Origin of the sequence: uncultured Paraglaciecola sp. (genome assembly GCF_963977085.1) — a bacterium.
Taxonomy (GTDB): domain Bacteria; phylum Pseudomonadota; class Gammaproteobacteria; order Enterobacterales; family Alteromonadaceae; genus Paraglaciecola.
Genome location: NZ_CAXBNC010000006.1, coordinates 67307 through 85392, shown reverse-complemented (window position 1 = coordinate 85392; position 18086 = coordinate 67307). Strand labels below are relative to the sequence as shown.

The 18086-nt window shown below is 39.2% G+C and carries 14 protein-coding genes; 7 read left to right on the top strand and 7 right to left on the bottom strand.

The annotated features are described in order from the left end of the window. Positions 1-8: 8 nt before the first annotated feature. The 6 genes from AAC000_RS09135 to AAC000_RS09110 form a co-directional block, all read right to left on the bottom strand. On the bottom strand, positions 9-1535 hold the full coding sequence (locus AAC000_RS09135) for a primase-helicase family protein (RefSeq protein WP_339722012.1): 1527 nt from the start codon (positions 1533-1535) through the stop codon (positions 9-11). Positions 1536-1873: 338 nt separating this feature from the next. Continuing rightward, positions 1874-2767, bottom strand: a complete 894-nt coding sequence (locus tag AAC000_RS09130; protein ID WP_339722011.1) for a hypothetical protein — start codon at positions 2765-2767, stop codon at positions 1874-1876. Next, positions 2760-3125: a hypothetical protein gene (locus AAC000_RS09125; RefSeq protein WP_339722009.1), complete on the bottom strand. Its 366-nt coding sequence runs from the start codon at positions 3123-3125 to the stop codon at positions 2760-2762. The genes AAC000_RS09130 and AAC000_RS09125 overlap by 8 nt, the downstream gene beginning before the upstream one ends. A gap of 67 nt (positions 3126-3192) precedes the next feature. Next, on the bottom strand, positions 3193-3948 hold the full coding sequence (locus tag AAC000_RS09120; protein WP_339722008.1) for a hypothetical protein: 756 nt from the start codon (positions 3946-3948) through the stop codon (positions 3193-3195). 30 nt (positions 3949-3978) lie between these two features. Then, positions 3979-5157: a hypothetical protein gene (locus AAC000_RS09115; protein WP_339722007.1), complete on the bottom strand. Its 1179-nt coding sequence runs from the start codon at positions 5155-5157 to the stop codon at positions 3979-3981. A gap of 156 nt (positions 5158-5313) precedes the next feature. Continuing rightward, the gene (locus tag AAC000_RS09110) at positions 5314-6549 is read right to left on the bottom strand and encodes a site-specific integrase (RefSeq protein ID WP_339722005.1); all 1236 of its coding nucleotides are present in this window, start codon (positions 6547-6549) and stop codon (positions 5314-5316) included. Positions 6550-7366: 817 nt separating this feature from the next. Between AAC000_RS09110 and AAC000_RS09105 the strand changes: the two genes are divergently transcribed. Further along, entirely contained in the window at positions 7367-8191 is an 825-nt protein-coding gene (locus AAC000_RS09105) for a PEP-CTERM/exosortase system-associated acyltransferase (protein ID WP_339722004.1), read from the top strand. A 135-nt stretch (positions 8192-8326) separates the two neighbouring features. Here AAC000_RS09105 and AAC000_RS09100 read toward each other — a convergent pair whose 3' ends face one another. Continuing rightward, on the bottom strand, positions 8327-9772 hold the full coding sequence (locus AAC000_RS09100; RefSeq protein ID WP_339722002.1) for a 2OG-Fe(II) oxygenase: 1446 nt from the start codon (positions 9770-9772) through the stop codon (positions 8327-8329). Between the two features lie 923 nt (positions 9773-10695). Here AAC000_RS09100 and AAC000_RS09095 point away from each other — a divergent pair. From AAC000_RS09095 to AAC000_RS09070, 6 genes are all read left to right on the top strand, one after another. Continuing rightward, the gene (locus AAC000_RS09095) at positions 10696-11490 is read left to right on the top strand and encodes a PEP-CTERM/exosortase system-associated acyltransferase (RefSeq protein WP_339722000.1); all 795 of its coding nucleotides are present in this window, start codon (positions 10696-10698) and stop codon (positions 11488-11490) included. Between the two features lie 320 nt (positions 11491-11810). After that, positions 11811-12209, top strand: coding sequence for a hypothetical protein (locus AAC000_RS09090; protein WP_339721999.1), 399 nt, complete (start codon positions 11811-11813; stop codon positions 12207-12209). 289 nt (positions 12210-12498) lie between these two features. After that, positions 12499-13695 carry a hypothetical protein gene (locus AAC000_RS09085; RefSeq protein ID WP_339721998.1) on the top strand — a complete coding sequence of 399 codons (1197 nt, stop codon included), beginning with the start codon at positions 12499-12501 and terminating at the stop codon, positions 13693-13695. A gap of 188 nt (positions 13696-13883) precedes the next feature. Then, the gene (locus tag AAC000_RS09080) at positions 13884-15044 is read left to right on the top strand and encodes an SMP-30/gluconolactonase/LRE family protein (protein WP_339721996.1); all 1161 of its coding nucleotides are present in this window, start codon (positions 13884-13886) and stop codon (positions 15042-15044) included. A gap of 177 nt (positions 15045-15221) precedes the next feature. After that, positions 15222-16127 (top strand): hypothetical protein, encoded by a 906-nt coding sequence (locus AAC000_RS09075; RefSeq protein WP_339721994.1) that lies wholly within the window; start codon positions 15222-15224, stop codon positions 16125-16127. Positions 16128-16194: 67 nt separating this feature from the next. After that, a complete protein-coding gene (locus tag AAC000_RS09070; RefSeq protein ID WP_339721992.1) occupies positions 16195-18075 on the top strand; it encodes a tetratricopeptide repeat protein in 1881 nt (626 codons plus the stop codon). Positions 18076-18086: the final 11 nt, after the last annotated feature.

Below are 18086 nucleotides of genomic sequence, written 5' to 3'. Positions count from 1 at the left end.
GTGTTTTGCTATTCAAAGATTTCTAATCTTTCATGTCCTAGCAATCTAGCAAAACTTGTCTGCATTTCTTCTGTTGAAGGCAACTCATACATCGCATTTCTACCATGTTTTCCTGACCGATCAATGCCCATACGCTGGACTAACTTGCCAACTGCACTTCGAACTTGAGGGATTACAACGGTGTAACCACTGTCTTCCATCCATACTTTACAATTATTAACTAAATCACCTGTATTTAGTCTGACTGCCCCCCCAAAGGGAGCGTCCTTGCACAACTCAGAGAACATATAGTGCTGATATGGTGTTAAGTTTTGTAGTTTCTCATCCAATAGCGCTTTTGTTACTGGTGCTCTGCGTGGGTCGAAATTTGAAATGTCGCATATCATTAAATATTTGAGCAAATAACTCGGACCATTAGCATTTATCCAATTCCATAGATGATCAAAATATTCACGTTTTTGAGCATATTCAGCAGATGGTTCAAGAACAAGAAAACGCCTTTCTCTACTTCCCGCCCTTAACACCTGCTCGTGATTGCTAGCAAAAATAAAACGAGAGTAACTAGTCATGTGAATAGGATCAATTCCCTTTCGCTCAAGGCATACTCTAGGTTCAGTAATTAGTCCTTTAATCTTATCTGCCGTTCTAGGATCTGTTAGGTCAACTTCATCTGCAAACACCAATTGCTGATTTGCAACAACGCTATTAAATCGCCCCGTTAATTGATAAGCACCGTTTATTTGCGAAGCATGCGTGCCTAAAATACGCTTTAATGGTTCAAAAAAAGTGCCTTTCCCTGTGCCTTCTACTGATTTTAGTACAATAGCCACACCGGGTTTTTCCATGGGCTTTTGCACCAAATGAGCTAAAAAACTTATCAAGTAATCGTATGCTTTTTTATCACCGTCACAAATTACTTGCTTAAGATGAAACAAGTAAGGTTCAACATCACCTTGTAATGCTTCTACACCAAACCCTTCATACAAATTGTAAACTTCAGGTGGGCAACGTTCTGGCTCTGGACAAAAATTCAACCCCGCTGATTTAAATACTTTACCAGACCACCTCAACCAAGCATCGCCAACATTTAGTCCTGCGATACGATGTTCTGTTAGAAAGTGATTTTTAAAATCGCCAATGCTTTCTAAACTAAGTTCGCTTCCAACATGAGGGCATGGAATTTTAGATGCCACTTTATGCTTACCACCTACAACAACATGCGAATATTTTTGGTTTAACAAATTTAATCGGGTAATTTCCGCTTCACTTAGTGATTTGCCATTAACGCAATCAACCGCCTTTCCGTACTCGATTGAAGGCGCTTGATTGCGCCTTCCGCCGTTAACGGAATTTTCTTCCGCATTATTGCGTATTGGTGCGTTAGCACAATTGAGTTGCGTATCGTCCCGCTCAACTTCGTTAGCAAGATCAAGTTCTATATCACTTCGCATTGGAGCATTAACGTATTCACGTTGAAATTCGTCAAATTCTGACGAGTCATATAGGTCAGCTTCAGGATAAATATTATTTTCCATTACACACCTTCCCGATTAAATTAGTTAACTTAGAAAAACTATCCAACCAATTGTCGAGGTCTTCACGCAAGTAGCGCACAGACCGTCCAATCTTAAGAAAGGGTGGCGCAGGTGTTCGTGTTGATCTGTTACCTTCCATTCTAGACTGACGTAGAAATGATCGACTCATGCCGATGTACTCTGATGTTTCTTTTTCTGATAAAGCTCTTTTATCTATGTTCATTTTTTCACCTTGTCATTGAAATTTAATTAATGTCTTTAAGACGACTTCAATGTAACTAGGTGAACAAGTGTGGTGACGTTCTGAGTGATTCAGTGACGGTCTGAGTGATTTTTCACTAACAATTTGCAGCTTTTAAAGCTTTTTTTACTTCCGTAAGTGTATTTTCAAGGGTTCTCAGTGAAACTGTTTTTTCGTCAGTTCGAGAAAGTTTATCTCTCCAAACTAACTTGCCTTCAACCGTTTCTAGAAGAATATTATTGGTATCAAATTTTCTGCTGTCTTCTTCACGCATTGAATCCCTCTCGAGTTCAATGAAAATCTGCTTGGCGCTTGATTTTGATATATTAACGAAGGTGTGTGCCACCAAACGGTGAAAATCATTTTTAAAGGTAATATCCCCAACAGGGTTCGTTACTTTTGCTGGCACACTTGTTTCATTCTCAAGTTTCAACAACTCCAGATCACTTAAAACCAATTCGTTCTTAGATATGTTGATATATCTTCGATTGAGAACGCGCTCTGGGTGTGTATTAGATACCTCACTTTTCGATATTGAGCTAAGTACATTCACATAAGTATGCATTAAACCAATGCCTTCAGTAGGTAGTAGAATTACAGGGATCTCGCTATGACGTATACGCTCGTCAATTACTCCATGCCACTTAGCAATTAAATTGTTGGGCACACTAAGATCAAATGGATAATCTATTGAAACGTTTTTTGGAAGATTACCTTTAGGTAATAACAGGGTATCTAGTGAAACTTTACTATTAGATGCGATATCCCTTACTTTTGGCTTAGGGACATATAGCAATCCAGTATATGAAAAAGTACAAAAACCAATTATGCGCTGATTTTCCCATTTACCGACCATTAGTTTTTGCTTATTAACTAAGGTGGAAAAACGAACCACGTCATTTTCCATGTAGTAGCTAATGTCTTCCTCAGAAATACCTTTTAGCTTCTGTAACTCACTAATTCGATAGTATTGTTTATTGACACTAACCATTACAGCGGAAAGCCAATTCCATACGATAATCGGTATCAGTACCGGGACTAACTATTCCCAAAGTCAATTTACTTGCAATAGCCATGCTTTTATCAACTTTATTTGCATCCTCTTCGCTATCAAGAACCCCCTCATAGATGGATTTCATTGATAATATCGAATAAGACTTGTCTTGATGTGCGCAGTAACGTTCTGCATTTCTCGTAGCCCTTACTAGTGCTTTGTCTTTAGAAGCCGCAGTTGTGCTTGTAAAAAGACTGCCATCTTCCATGGGAAGTACTGGGCTATATAAATTGGGTTGTGAAGAACATGCCGCAAAGGTTCCGGCAAAAATTATTCCAAATAGAGATTTATTCATTACGATAATTACATCCTAAACTTTAAAGTGACTTACTATAAAAATATAATGCCAAAGGAACCCGCTTTTACAGCTCCGGATTTCTTGTTTTATTAGCTTCATTTTCAAGGTCGCGCTCATGCAATCCCGTATCGGTAAATTGACTTGATGATTTTCCCTGAGTCCAAAGCAAGTACAAGAATAAAAACACAATTACCAGAGTACATATTTTGTAGACGTCTAATGGCAAATGAAATGATAGTGGCATCATAGAGCGTAAGAAAAGAAGAAGCCAAACTGTAGAAACAAATACGCTAAGAATTTGGTTGATCTTGCTGACTGAAAATTGAGCTGGAGATGTTAGTGGATTTCCTGAAGAGTTGTCTTGCGTTACAGCCACAACTTTGTAGAGAGGACCAAGTGTCATGTCTTCTAGTAGATCAACATGTCTCTCCCAGTTGCTTTGCCAAAACTTACTACCTCGATTCACTAAATACCAAGCAAACGAAAAGACAAGACCAAGAGCTGCAAACAACATAGAAAGCCAAGGTTCTGGATTAGCTGCTTTATATGTTAACGCGTAACCGGCGAACGCGGCAGCAATGAAAGCCCAAAAATACGTTGCCCGCTTCCAATACAGCTCAATTTCAAATTTTCTGATATCTAGCGCATAGTCTAAAGCCCTACCAGCTCGTAAGTCCGATTCCTTCGGGTCATCTTTACTTTTTCTTTGTTTTGGTTCTGCAAATAGCTCTTTATACTTTTCTGTATTCAATTTGTGTTTCCCTGCGGTTAATAGTTTAAAAATACCAACGCTTCGCTCTGCGGCAAATTTGGCACGCATTTGTCCGAAAGCATTGCCTTGTTATGTTTCTTAATACATATCAATACTGTCTATCTCACATTGAGCAGAACTTATTTTTACACTCGTTATTTCCTTGTATGAACTGAAAGAAAAGTTGAAGCTCATGGTTTCGCTATCACTTCCATGGGCGTAAAGACTGTGTGATTCATCTTGTGAGGCAGAGTCTGATTGTGTCGAATATGTTTCTCTTCCCTTGTATTCGATCTCTATGACGCATTCTACCTCTACATCAACATATGCCCCTCCACTATAATCTGTAGAAACCTCATACCTTAACGTCGCATCACAATCACGGTAATAGTTCCCCTCATAGCTTTCATTACAATCTAGATCACCACTGCTTACTTCAACGCAGACTTCTGCATTCGTCTTGTACTCTGTTTCACAATCATCACCGCTTACGCCTTGTGCTCTACGTCGCTGAATTTCAGCGGCAAATGCTTTTTCTAATTCCTTTTGTTTATGAATTTCCTGTGGCGCCATAAGTACACATGATGTACCACTCTTCTTAAACCCGTTATTACAAGCCCAACCACTGCCGTAGACATCAATACTTGCATTTTCCGGAACGACAACCTTTGCGCAATTTTTGCCAGACTTGTAATAGCCTCGATTGCAAGCCCAACCACTGCCGTAAACATCAATACTTGCATTCTCTGGAACGACAACCTTTACGCAATTTTGGCTAAACTTGTAATAGCCTCGATTGCAAGCCCAACCACTGCCGTAAACATCTATACTTGCATTTTCAGGGACTTGAACCTTTGCACACCCCTGATTTGATTTGTAATACCCACGGTTGCAAGCCCAACCACTGCCGTATCCATCAATACTTGCATTCTCTGGAACGACAACCTTTACGCAATTTTGGCCAGACTTGTAATAACCACGGTCGCAAGCCCAACCACTGCCGTATCCATCAATACTTGCATTCTCTGGAACGACAACCTTTACACAATTTTGGCCAGACTTGTAATAGCCACGGTTGCAAGCCCAACCACTACCGTATCCTTCAATACTTGCATTCTCTGGAACGACAACCTTTACACAATTTTGGCCAGACTTGTAATAGCCTCGCTCACAATCCCAGCCAGTTCCAAAGATGCTCGGATCTGAGTTGGGAGGCGTATCGGCTGCAAATAAAGCACAGGGTGCTATTAAGAGTAATAATGCAAAAATAAATTTCATGTGTTTTGCTCAAAAGGAAACATTACATAATATTATGTAGAAGCCAAAGTAACACTCCAACGAATACAAACATTCAGATTCATTAATCTGCCATACAAACAATAAGTTAGAAAGGCTTTTGTATATGTTTGCGACCTTGAGTTTCTAGTAATTCACTTATCCGATCAAATTAACAGCAGCGGCCTTATGTTCTGGCGCAAGATGTGCGTATCGAATGGTCATATCCAGATTTGCATGCCCCAATAATTCACGAACGGTATTCAAATCAACGCCAGCCATAACCAACTTACTTGCGAAGTGATGTCGAAGATCATGGAAATTAAACTCTGATATTTGGGCTTCACCTAGCAGATTATTCCAACCTTTTTTCACATCTGTAATTGGTTTATTTGGTTGCCATTCAAAAACGTAACCATCTTTTTTAGTATCCTTTTGCCATCCGTGTAAGGTTTCTAGCGCTTCATTATTTAGGGGAATATGTCGGGCTTTACCTGATTTGGCATTTTCTGCAATAACCTTAACAACACTATTACTCAAATCAACGTTATCCCAACGCAAATTAAATAACTCACTTTTTCGCATTCCAGTATTCATTGCCAACAAAACCAAAGGCTCTAGATGATCAGCAAAATGACGATCTCTAAGCTCTGGTAACAATGTGTAGCTGCGTTGCTGTCTAAATTTATTACCGTTTTCTCGTTCTGATTTGATCCGCTTATCCCTTTCCTTTAAAGCAACGCGAAGAGAAGACTCTTCTTCCTTATCTAAAAATCGAATTCGAGAATTATCGACCTTTAAAGCTTTAACTTTTTGTAAATCATGACTTTCAATCAATCCCCACTCAACTGCTCGACTCATTGCACCTTTTAACGGGTTAACATAGCTATTTACTGTCGCAGGCTTCATGTTCAATCTACTTTTTTCAGCTCGCCACTTTTCGATCTCCCAAGCAGTTATATGAATAAGCTGACTATCTAAAAGTTGAGGAAATCCAGTTTTTATTGTTTTGATGGTTTTATTGGCTGTTTTGGCGTTTCGAGTTTGTAACCACTCAAAATAAGTATTATCGAGAAAAGTTTCTAATTTGGTATGTTTAGCTTTTAGCGTTTCCCGCTTAGCCTGCTTTTTTACATCCTGAACATCAACACCATTTGCCACCTCCCCCGCTTTGGCCTTAGCTAAATCTCTAGCTTGAGCAGGAGTAATGTGACCATGTTGACCTAACTTATAGTTAACCTGCTTATCTGCAAGTCTATAGAACAAGTAGTAGGTGATTTTACCCTTAGGAGAAATAAGAGCATGAAAGCCGGATATTTCTGTATCATTGACCCGCTTATCTTCGACAATCAGCGCCTTGATACTGGAATTCGTTATTTTCTCTCGCTTTGCCATTTCAACACACCCTTTTCACTTTGTAGCAATTTTATAGCGTGACGAATGTACTTTAAAAAACAAAGACGAACAACAAGGAACTGAACAATACGACATAAACCACTGTTTTATATCGCTTTTAAAAGAAAAAACCGTTCATAACTGTTCATTAAAATTCACTGAAAAACACCATGAAAAACGACTCATAATCGTCAGGTCCCCTGTTCGAGTCAGGGAAGGGCCACCATTTTTTAAAGACATTAAAAGTAACTATCCACTAACTCGTTTATATTTTCCTTTTTGAAGAATCCTATCTAATAGTACTATTTTCATACCTATACATTTTGCATATACAATTTATTTCTTGTTCTTTGGCCAGTTTAAATACCCTGCTTTAAAGAGTCTGCTTGAATACAATTTTCAGTTCAAAGGCCTATTCTAAAGACATGATAGAGCGTTGAATGAATAAAACTTTAAGGTATAAAAAATGATAGGCAAATTGAATTTCAGTACGGTATTCAATATACCCTTCCTTTATTTAGCTTTAATTTTTGCACTGACTATCTTTAATACAATGGCGGATTTCTATTTTTATCAGAAAATGTACTTTTCTAACGACAGAACTTTAGAAGGGCCTGACGTTATATACTTCAGTGGAAAAAACTATAATTATCAATACAGGCAAAGTTTCACCCATTGATTTTAATATAACTATTTAATAGTAAGGCAGTTTGTATTAGATTGGTTATAAAACTGCACTAAAATTCACCACTACAAGGTTGAACCATGCCGTTTCTTTTACGGGGGTAGTTGAAAAAATGGGGACAGGTCAAAAAGCGTGAATAACTTAACAAAATATACCAACACCCCCATTATTGGCCTGCTAATAAAAAAAATAATGGATTTTACAGTCAATCGCGAAGTCAAGACTGTCGCTCGTCATTTTTCTACTTATTTACATCCGTTAATCGCCGAGAACAATGAACTTTGCAACGAGTCATATCGGATAAGAAATGATGTGTTTTGTAAAGAACTAAAGTGTTTGGATATTGGGCATAATGGATTAGAAACAGATGACTTTGACAAATACTCAACTCATTGTTTGATTCAACATATTGCAACGACACGATTTTCAGGAACAATTAGGGTAATTAGACCTGAAACAAACCAAGATACCATTCCACTTCAAAAATATTGTTCAGAATCAATTTCCAAAGGGAAAATTAATCCACAGGATTTTGCCCCACATGAAATATGTGAAATTTCGCGATTAGCTGTTCCAAAAGACTTCAGAAAAAGACTAACAGATAATTTCAACGGCGCCGCAACGGGTGTGATTAATCAGTCAATATATTCAGAAAATGAATTACGTTGCTTCCCGTTTATTGCTGTCGGCTTATATTTATCTGCTGCGTCTGTAGTAATGAAAAATGACATAAAACATACTTTTGTAATGATGGAGCCAAGACTGGCTAGGAGTATGAATTTTATAGGTATTCAGTTTGAACCTATTGGCTCTACTGTAGATTATTATGGAAAACGAGCCCCTTATTATATTAACCCCTCGTTATTGATGGAAAATTTAACCCCTGGTTTTCAAGTGATGTTAAAAGACATAAAAAAATCCCTTTACCATTCATCAAAACATAAGACATTTTTTTAATTTAAATCTCCCGATTTCATAAAAACTTACAAACAAGTGTCAACCTTAGTTAAGAATTGGTCTTCTATCGAGATAGTGGTTAGATAACGGACGCCATCACAACAATGACTAAAAATAAAAGTCAAACTGAAAAAATCAAAGACCCTCTAATTTTCTAGGTACATAATCAACAGGTTTAAAGTGACAAAAAATATTTGCAAAATATTTGCCTTTAAATGCCTTTGGTCGCCCGTGAGTAAGACGCCCACCTTCATATAAAACCATATCTCCTGGCTTTAATATTATATGGTGAGTGCGGTAGTAATTATCCTCAATTTCCAGCGGCCAATCCTCATCCACTTCTTGGGCGACATTAATTATGGCACTTATAATATGCGTCTCCAAGCGATCTCGATGAGACTTCAGTACCGCCTGTTCATGATAGATTCGGATGCCATAGACGTAAGTGGGTTCGAGTGTTTTATCGCACCACTGCTCCATTAAGGGCTTCATCAGATCGTGAATTTCTTTTCGTAATTCTGCGCTCAAATTGATTAGTGTACTGCTATTTTTAGATTTATCTTTTTCATTAAAAATAAAATCGCCAGGCACGGTTTCAATAATTTGCCCCTGCTTATTCGCACAAAAAAACGCTAGAATTTTTTGAAATAAGGGCTTTGGTAAGCGTCCTTTGATAAAACCCGTATTTGTGTAATTAGGAATATATTCATTCGCTTCTTTAATAAACATTGAAGGTTTTGCTGGCAGCGCACTATAACTCCTAAACCATTTAGTGATTACGGCCTTATAGCCCTTAATCACAGGTAACGCTTGATGCATAGTGTTCACATTGGTCGAACCATCAGGATTTAAACTATTCCATATCACAGCCATGCCAGTACGAGGCTGAAACTTTGCACCAACACGAGTGAAATGGGTTTCTCCTCCTTTTTCGACGTCATTCAAATAAATCATGCAAGTAAAAGTGCGTTGCCCCATTTCACCACCATGAGTCAGAATTTCATTCTGTTCAAAGTAGTCGGTGTGTGCTTTAAATTGCTGCCCCTCCTCATAATACTGTCCCTGAATAGCCTCGGAATATGAAGGATGAATGCCTAAAATTTTACAAATTCTAGAATCTATATCCTGAACTATTTTGTCGTTCAATACTGTAAGCTCACATGTCCGACTGGTGCGATAACTCTCGTCTGCTTCATAGCTAGACAATCCAGAAGGCTTCAATTTTGATTTAATTGATCCAATCAGATGCTCGCACTCTGAAGCATTCAAAAAGTCATCAAGGCAATATAGCTCTATTGTAGGATCATTGCATTTTTTCCCATTCGGAATAAATAGTCGACTAGGATCAACTTGGCTTCCATGGTTATGTACTTGATTGACCTGTTTTTTTTGTGCTGCGACCTTCAAAGGATTGACTAAAAGCATTGTGGGTATGCTAGGCGTGAAATTCATTTCCTTACAGATCGCATCATATGCATAACCTTCATCTAACAGTATTTTAAAAATACCGTTTTTATCTTGGCCATTATCGATATTGGTTTTGATCCAGTTTTTCCAGTCTGCATTAAATTCAGAGGTCATGATAGAGACTCTTAGCTACTTGATTGTCTTAATGAGCAAAGCACGCAGGCTCTCATTTACTATTATCGACTCTTTTAAGAAAGAGTTACCCCGAAGCTTATGCTAGCAAATTCTGTGTGTATAGTGTGACGACCATAGAACAATAAAGATTAGATTTTAGATTTTAGATTTTAGATTTTAGATTTTAGATTTTAGATTTTAGATTTTAGCAGTACCCCAACAGCTAAACATCGGATCTTCCAACACACAATACACCTCTTGCGTATTTAATCTCTTTCCGTATTGCTGCAAGACAAAAGATACCCTGTCACCTGAATATAAAAACCCAAATGTCGTTCTTTTGCCCTCTTTAATTAGAATTTCACCTCAAATAGCTCCCGCTGGATATAGATGATCATAAACAATCGCAAATATTCAAAATGTACTTTGCACTACAATAGGAAGCGCTTGTTTTGAATTATGTGAAAACAGTTGAGTAATAGGCCAAAATATCCGACTATAACGTCCGTAAAGGTATAAAAGAGAGCCAAATATGGAAATAGTGACGTTTTATTTTACCTATTCTGCGAGGCCGAAATCGTCCTCCAGTCAATTTAATAAGCGTCTTTGCAAAAATGGATACAACGAAAAAAGCCTGATGGAATCGGAAGAAACAGTGCGATACCTTTAATGTCTTTATTTTGCGACAGTATATGTGTTTGAATTTAAAGGGTTTAATATTAACTTATTGATTTCAGTCTCATTTAAATAACATTTCATAATTGAATATTTGTGAAGCTAGTATAAAAATCAAAGGTAACGTCCTGATATACATACTAAAAATTAAGACTGGCATAATAATTGATAAGTTCGAAGAATGTGATGATAAGTTGCTCTTTATCGTTTAAGTATAAAAATTAATATAATAAAAACGCGAACCTTATATGCAATCAAAATCAGTGTGGGAACAAAGTTCAAACAAAACTAAATCAGCAACTGTCAGTGATTTATTTCAGTTAAGCCCTTTGCACCGCTTTGGCCGTTATTTTTGGGTGGAGAGTGGCGTAAATCACATGATGTCACCAACTAAATGCGATGAAATTTATCGACTAAGGCATAAAGTTTACTGCGAAAAAATGGGCTATGAACCAGTAAATAATACTGGGATAGAAACAGATGATTTTGACACTCGTGCTCACCACGTAGCTATTACCCATCAAAAACTAGGTGATGTGATCGGTTGCACTCGAGTAGTCAATTGTTATCACCAAGATGACTTGTTGCCCATGGAAGTTTTGGCGCAAAATCAATTGTTAGATTCTGATTACCATCCTGAAAAATTTGGCCGTGATAATATCTGTGAAATTTCTCGCCTAGCAGTGGATCAAGAGTTCAAACAAAATCTACATCAAGAAACAAGCGAACAGGAACAAAAGCTGTATCCATATATCGCTTTACATTTATATTACACTTCACTGAAGCTAGCCGCAGAATCAAATCGCCCACATGTTTATTTATTATCCGAATCAAAATTGATCCGCAGTATGCGTTTAGTGGGAATTAATATTATTCCGATTGGTGATTATGTAGCCCATAAAGGATTACGTAAGCCTTGTTATATTAATGCCCAAGAATTTATTGATAATTTACCACGCAAATTTATGCCTATGTCTCAAAATGAATATAGTCGAAATCCCCTCACCGCTGCCCCAAGAACTCTATCAGTGGTGAATGCTTAAAACACTTTTATGAATTTGTGGTATGAACACCTTGTATCTATGGTGTTCATACCACAATCTAAAGCCTCTAAATTATTCAACCTGCCATAGCTATGTATATTTAGTAGCCGCATTAATAGTTATATTCAAAAGGGCTATTATCTGCGGATACTAGTGCCTTTGTTTGAAAATATGTGCTCAATACCCCCACTAGCCGCGATTTAAATATAGCTCAATAAAGGCTTGCGAATTCAGCAATAGTGGACCTCTTTCAAATTGATACAACCCAGAGTATGCTTATTTACCCCTCAGACTAGGGAATAAAATAGGAGTATTTTATTATGAAAACTAAAAGTGGAAAGGCAGTCACTGTTGTTGCCCCCTCAAAACCTGTTGAAGCCTTTGAAGCCGATGAAGCCGATCCTGGAAAGGTGGCAGAGGTAAAAGCTAAACAAGTTGAGAGCAAAAAGGGCAAATATGGCTCAACCGTCGCACCTGCACATAAGGCAATTGAAGACCAAACCCCAGAGGAAAAAAAAGAAAAGACCAGTTGGATCGAGATTGAATTATTGGATGAAGAAGATGCCCCTGTCCCCGGGGAAAAGTATCAGATTGAATTGCCAGACGGCAGTATTGCTAAAGGCACTTTGGATGGCGATGGTTTTGCGAGAGTGGACGGTGTTAAACCTGGAGAATGTAAAGTTACTTTTCCTGAGTTAGACAAAGAAGCTTGGTCATAGAGTTAGCATTGTAAAATAATAGTTTGCGTTACGTTGGTGTATGATTCTAAATCACATAACCAGCATGTTGGACTTGGACTCATGGTGGGATAGTTACGAGTTCAATTCATTCACCCAGTGTTTCAACAAAAAGTAAAAAACGAGCCTCTATTGCATAGAGCAGCTATTGCGCTTACTCTTGCCCTAATTTCTCCCCGTCGAAAATACTCGTTTACAATATTGTTTTTAGCCACTTTTTCCACAAACTGCCTATTACAAATGTACGAATGAAGAAAAGCTCAAAGGATTAATGCTTAGTTATTTAATTATTCTGGTGGCCATCGCAGCAGCTGCCTTGTTACTTTATCCCAAAGTAGCAAATAACTTACTTTGGCGCGCCGCAATTACGCCCTTAGCCTCTATTATTGGCAGTGGATTTTTGGTGTTGGGTCCAATATTGGTGGCATCCTTCGGACAATTTGCGCCTCTTTTTATGATGACCTTATGCATTGTGGCTTACCTTTTTGGCGCGGCAATTCGTTTCAATATAGTAAGGCTAGCCGCACTTAGTGGCGTAAGAACTGCGTTCGAGGAAAAGCTTGAAACACTTTCTTCTTGGGCTCTAGCCTTTGCCTATATTATTTCAGTAGCCTATTACTTAAATCTGCTTGGATCTTTTGCGGTGAGCCTTACACCTCTAAACGATGCCTTCAATGCGCAACTAGTAACCAGTGCTGTATTTGCAATCATACTACTAGTTGGTTGGATCAGGGGATTTCATGCACTAGAGCGTATGGAACAAGTCACTGTCGGAATCAAACTGTCTATCATCGCAGGGCTTTTGTTTGGTCTTGGGTGGTACTTTATTGATAAAGCAGTAGCCAGTGAACTGGTACGAGGCTCCACAACTGTGACTGGTTGGCAAGCCATTGTACTGACGGCAGGTTTACTTGTTACAGTACAGGGATTTGAAACATCACGGTATCTTGGAGACGAATACCTCCCCCTTACAAGAATTCACTCTATGCAGTTTGCACAATGGATATCTACAGCAATCTATATGATATACATTGCTTTTCTAAGCTACCTATTTATTCCTGAAAACTTAGTATTAAGTGAAACAGCGATTATCGATCTTATGGCTGTTGTGGCGCCTGTATTGCCACTGCTGTTGATTGCCGCTGCCATCAGCGCACAATTTAGTGCTGCAGTGGCAGACACGGGTGGCTCAGGAGGTTTGATTACTGAACTGACTAAGGGTTGGGTTTCCCCACGAGCGGGTTATGCTGTTTTAGTAAGCATTGGATTAGTGCTGACATGGGCAATGAGTATTTTTGAGATCATTAGTTACGCATCTCGAGCCTTTGCTTTTTATTATGCACTTCAAGCTTTCATAGCAGCAAAAGGAAGTTACTCAGAAAACGGCTTGACATATAAAGGCACAGGATTCGCCTTACTTGGCATTCTAGGGCTAGTTATTACGGTTTTCGGAACCTCTGTAGAGTAGAGGACTTATCACATTATCCTTTGTGTGAGTATTAATTTAAAAAACTCGCAATCTCGGCTGAATGATACAAGCTTCTTGGTTACTCTGCAGGGTTTGATACTAAACTGCAAAGTGACAAATGACTTATGTCCAAAAACAAGGAATAATTAATGAAAGCATGCCTGACTGGAAATAAACAAAGGCCAAAAATGACAAAATTCAAAGTGATGACGTTAAACGATTTAAAACTCACAATCCCACTATTATTTGCCTCCTTTATAACCAATGTCAGCGCTGCAGCAGATGTCGACCAATCAACAAAAGCCAATGGGGCTTATTGCGCACCGGGTTCAGAACAGGTTCAACTGGATTTAAGCAATGTTAGCTTAACCCGAGAGCAAGGTATTCCATTGATATATCAAGGAATGAACAATATTGAAGGTCCACTTTGGCATGATGGCGCATTGTATTACTCAAACCTAGGCTCTCATCAAGCCAACGATCAGGACTTTGTGTTATCTAACCAAAGTACCATTTGGCGCTGGGTACCAGGCACTAAACCTGAAGTGTGGCTCGACGATACAGTAGCTGGCACTAATGGACTAGCAATCGATAATAATGGCAATTTAGTTGCAACCCGTCAGCTTGACGGCTCGGTTGTTTATATCGATTGGCAAACTAAAAAAGTGAGCCCAATTGTGACTCGTTATGAAGATAAACGTTTTAACTCACCAAATGACCTTACGATCGCTGATGACAACACAATTTATTTCACGGATCCAAATTGGAACACTCCTTCTAATATTGATCCCGCTAATACCCAAGGTGGTGGTGCGCCTGGCTCTCAAGTGCCAGGTCAGCGTATTTACCGCGTTAGCGCCGATGGTAAGGTTAATCCAACACTCGTGACCGAATTAGTTCCGGCTCTACGAGATAAACCAAATGGCATTACTTTGTCTTTGGATCAAAAACAATTGATCGTAGGCGGCATTGCGGGGCTGTGGGCATTTGAATTGAAATCTGGACGCGTATCTAACCCTAAACAACTACTCAACACTCCTATAGACGGATTAGGCAAAGATTGCAGTGGTAATATATATGTCACAACCACGCGTAATTCTCCTACCAGAACTGACGATCAATTAGTGGTGATTCTAAATAAGAACTATGATGAAATTGGAACATTAACTGTCCCAGAGATCCATATAGTGACCAACATTGCTTTTGGTGGGGAAGATGGCCGCACCTTATATGTGACGGGTCTGACTGCTCCGATGGATGGTAACAAAGTACGACAATGTGGTAACGCCGACTGTTTACCTGCGGGTATTTATCGCGCTAGACTCAATGTTCAAGGTTTTCCTTATTAGTCAACTAGTGGGCAAAGGTAAAAATGACGATGATGCGAGCAGTTTGGCGAAGATGACCCAGCTGTATTTATAATTATGTTTAAATAAGATTATTACCCGCCCTAGTAGTAAAACTATCCCTAAGTTTTGCATAACCTAAAGCAGTAATTGAATACAGCTAAAACCAAGGAACCTTCCATGAGTTGGTTATTAAAAATTATTGTGCTGTCACTGACCCTTGGAGCCGTCTCAAATGCCAAAGGGGCAGACAGTGTTAACTTACTGGTAATGATAGAAGACGCCGATAAACACTCTGTCCCAAGAGATAGTCAGATTAATAAACGGGTTCACGCCAGTATTAGTCAACAGCTTAATCAGGTTGCTGATGTTTATGACGAAACTAGCGTCACTCTTAATACTTTTAATCAAGGCCCGGGGCGTCGAACCGATGCAGAGTTACTCGATATTGCTCGCTCTGTCACGCGCCCTCCTATTGATATAGTTGTAGTGCTGAGTACTTATACTGCGGTGACCACAAACGAGTATGCAAAAAAAGCTCGAGCCCGGGTTGCCGGTAAGATATTGAATGCTAAGTCGGGGCAATTTCTGGATAATTTTGAAGTGCAAAGCCCAAGAACTTGGTCTATCCCCTACGCCTGTGACAGACAAACTTGTATCCTTGAAGAAATGGGAGATGAAGCCAAAGTATTGGGTGATGAGTTAGGATTAATTTTAGCTGAAAAATTAAATTGGTTGATAAATGCAGGATCACCTGAATCAAGCACTGCCGAAAAAGCAGAATTAGTGAACGACTACTATTTAGAATTTGATGGTTTTAGCGCCAAACATGTCGCCAACATTGAAGAGTATTTATTGCTATTTTCGGGTTATGTGTCTCATCGCCCAACACAGCAAAGGTTTACCCGCACAACTTTGCTCTATCGCTCTACCACTGGCACAGCAATGCTAAGTAGAAACCTTCTAAAATTACTCGAAGAATTAAACATGCGCGCCACTATTAACTTTGAAGGTAATGCTTTTAGCATAAAACGTATCACCTTAAGGGGTGAAAATGCCAACAGGGATATTACCGAAGGTTGGTAAGGTTTTTGCATTTGCAGCTAATACAGTTTGATTTAACTTAACCAACACAAGTATTTTTAAAGCAACTATGCCACTCCATGCAAAGCAACGCACAATAAACCATCTAATAGGCACCATTATTGGCCTATTATATTTGTGGGTGCAGACAAGTGTTGCCGCTGAACGCTGGAAAATTGTGGTATTACCCGACAAAAACTACCATACCCCAAACCAGCTTCCCCCTTTGGCTGATATTCACAGCACCCTTTCCCAAGGCCTGACAATTGCCTTAACAAACGCAGATTTTGACGTGCTTAATTTGCATTATTTGGGCTTACCAAATTGTATTATTGAAGACTGTTCCACCTTAACCGACCAAGCCATTCGACAAGGGGCAAAACGCTCTGGAAAAGAAGTGAATCTTGCCTTGTTGTATCAACTCACTGCATTTAAACAACGTCAAGCCGCGTCACAAAAATGGTATTTTGGGTTATCTGGACGTTTATTAGATTTACAAAGTGGCGCACAGCAAGATGCCTTTGCGGTTGATAATTGGGCCAATTCTCCAAACCAAAACTGTATAGGTGATTGTCTACATAGCTGGTTAGATCAAAACCTTGCTTTACTGGCGCAGGACTTGGGTGCGGTGTTAAGTGAAAAGCTTAGGGCGTTACCTAGGCGTTTTAATTATCAGTTACAGCTAAATGACTTCAATAGTGCCGAGCTGCAACAAATCGATGAATATTTAAAAAACATCGAAGGTTATGTGGCCGACATTTTATTAGGTGATGCGCAAAGTAAAAACCAAGCACTCCCCCAAAATTCACAGCGCACATACCAATATATCTCTGAACTAACGGCTTCAGAGTTAGGCGCAAAGCTTGAAAAATTAAAGCAGCAATATACGCTGCCACTTGAGTTTGAGTACCACAATGCACAGCGCCAGTTCACTTTAATAGCGACCACTCAATCCGACTCCTGGGACACTTTTAGAGAATTGATTACTGACTTATTTGTTGATTCCTCTGAGCAGCCTCAAATGCAACCATCCGACTTGCCTGAAGAATTAGCGGATACACTCCCTGAGCCACAGCCAGAAACAGATGAAGAAAAAGAGGCTCGCAGAGACCAACAAATGTGGCAGCAAGCTGACAACATTAATACTCTAGAGAGCTACCAACAGTACCTGTCTATTTGGCCTCAAGGCCAACACTTCATGGAAGCCCACACCGCCATAAAGAATTTCCAAGACGATGAGCAAATTTGGCAGCAAACATTGCAGCAATCAAACAGTCAGGCTTTTCAACAATACCTGAGCTTGAAACCCACTGGCAAATATAGAGAACAAGCGAAACAGCAGTTAAAGCGGATACGAGCACTACAACAGCTAGTGCAAAAACAACAACAAAATAAAGCATTAGCAGATGATTATTATTATCAGCGACAAAACTATCCAGAGGCACTGTATTACTATACTCAAGCAGCAACCTTGGGTGATGCGGCGTCACAGTACTTACTCGGAAAAATGTATGCCGACGCACTAGGGACAGAACTCAATATGCGGCAAGCAGCAAACTGGTATGCTCAAGCGGCCAATCAAGGCCACAGACAAGCACAAGCCACTCTAGGTTATTTATATTCTAAGGGTAACGGCGTCAGTCAAGATTATTCTCAAGCGATCAACTGGTATCAAAAAGCCGCCGAACAAGGGCACATTAACGCTCAATACAACTTAGCTTACCTGTATTCAACAGGCCAAGGTGTACTAAAAAACTATGTATTAGCAGCATATTGGTATGAAAAGTCAGCTGCTCAGGGAGATGCAGATGCGCAAAACAGCCTAGGTAAACTTTACGAAAGAGGCTTAGGAGTGAATATAGATTTAACCAAAGCCAAAAACCTGTACCAACAAGCCGCGGCCCAAGGCAACCAAATTGCCCAGCTTAATTTACAAATGTTGAAAAATTAACGCTCTTTTAG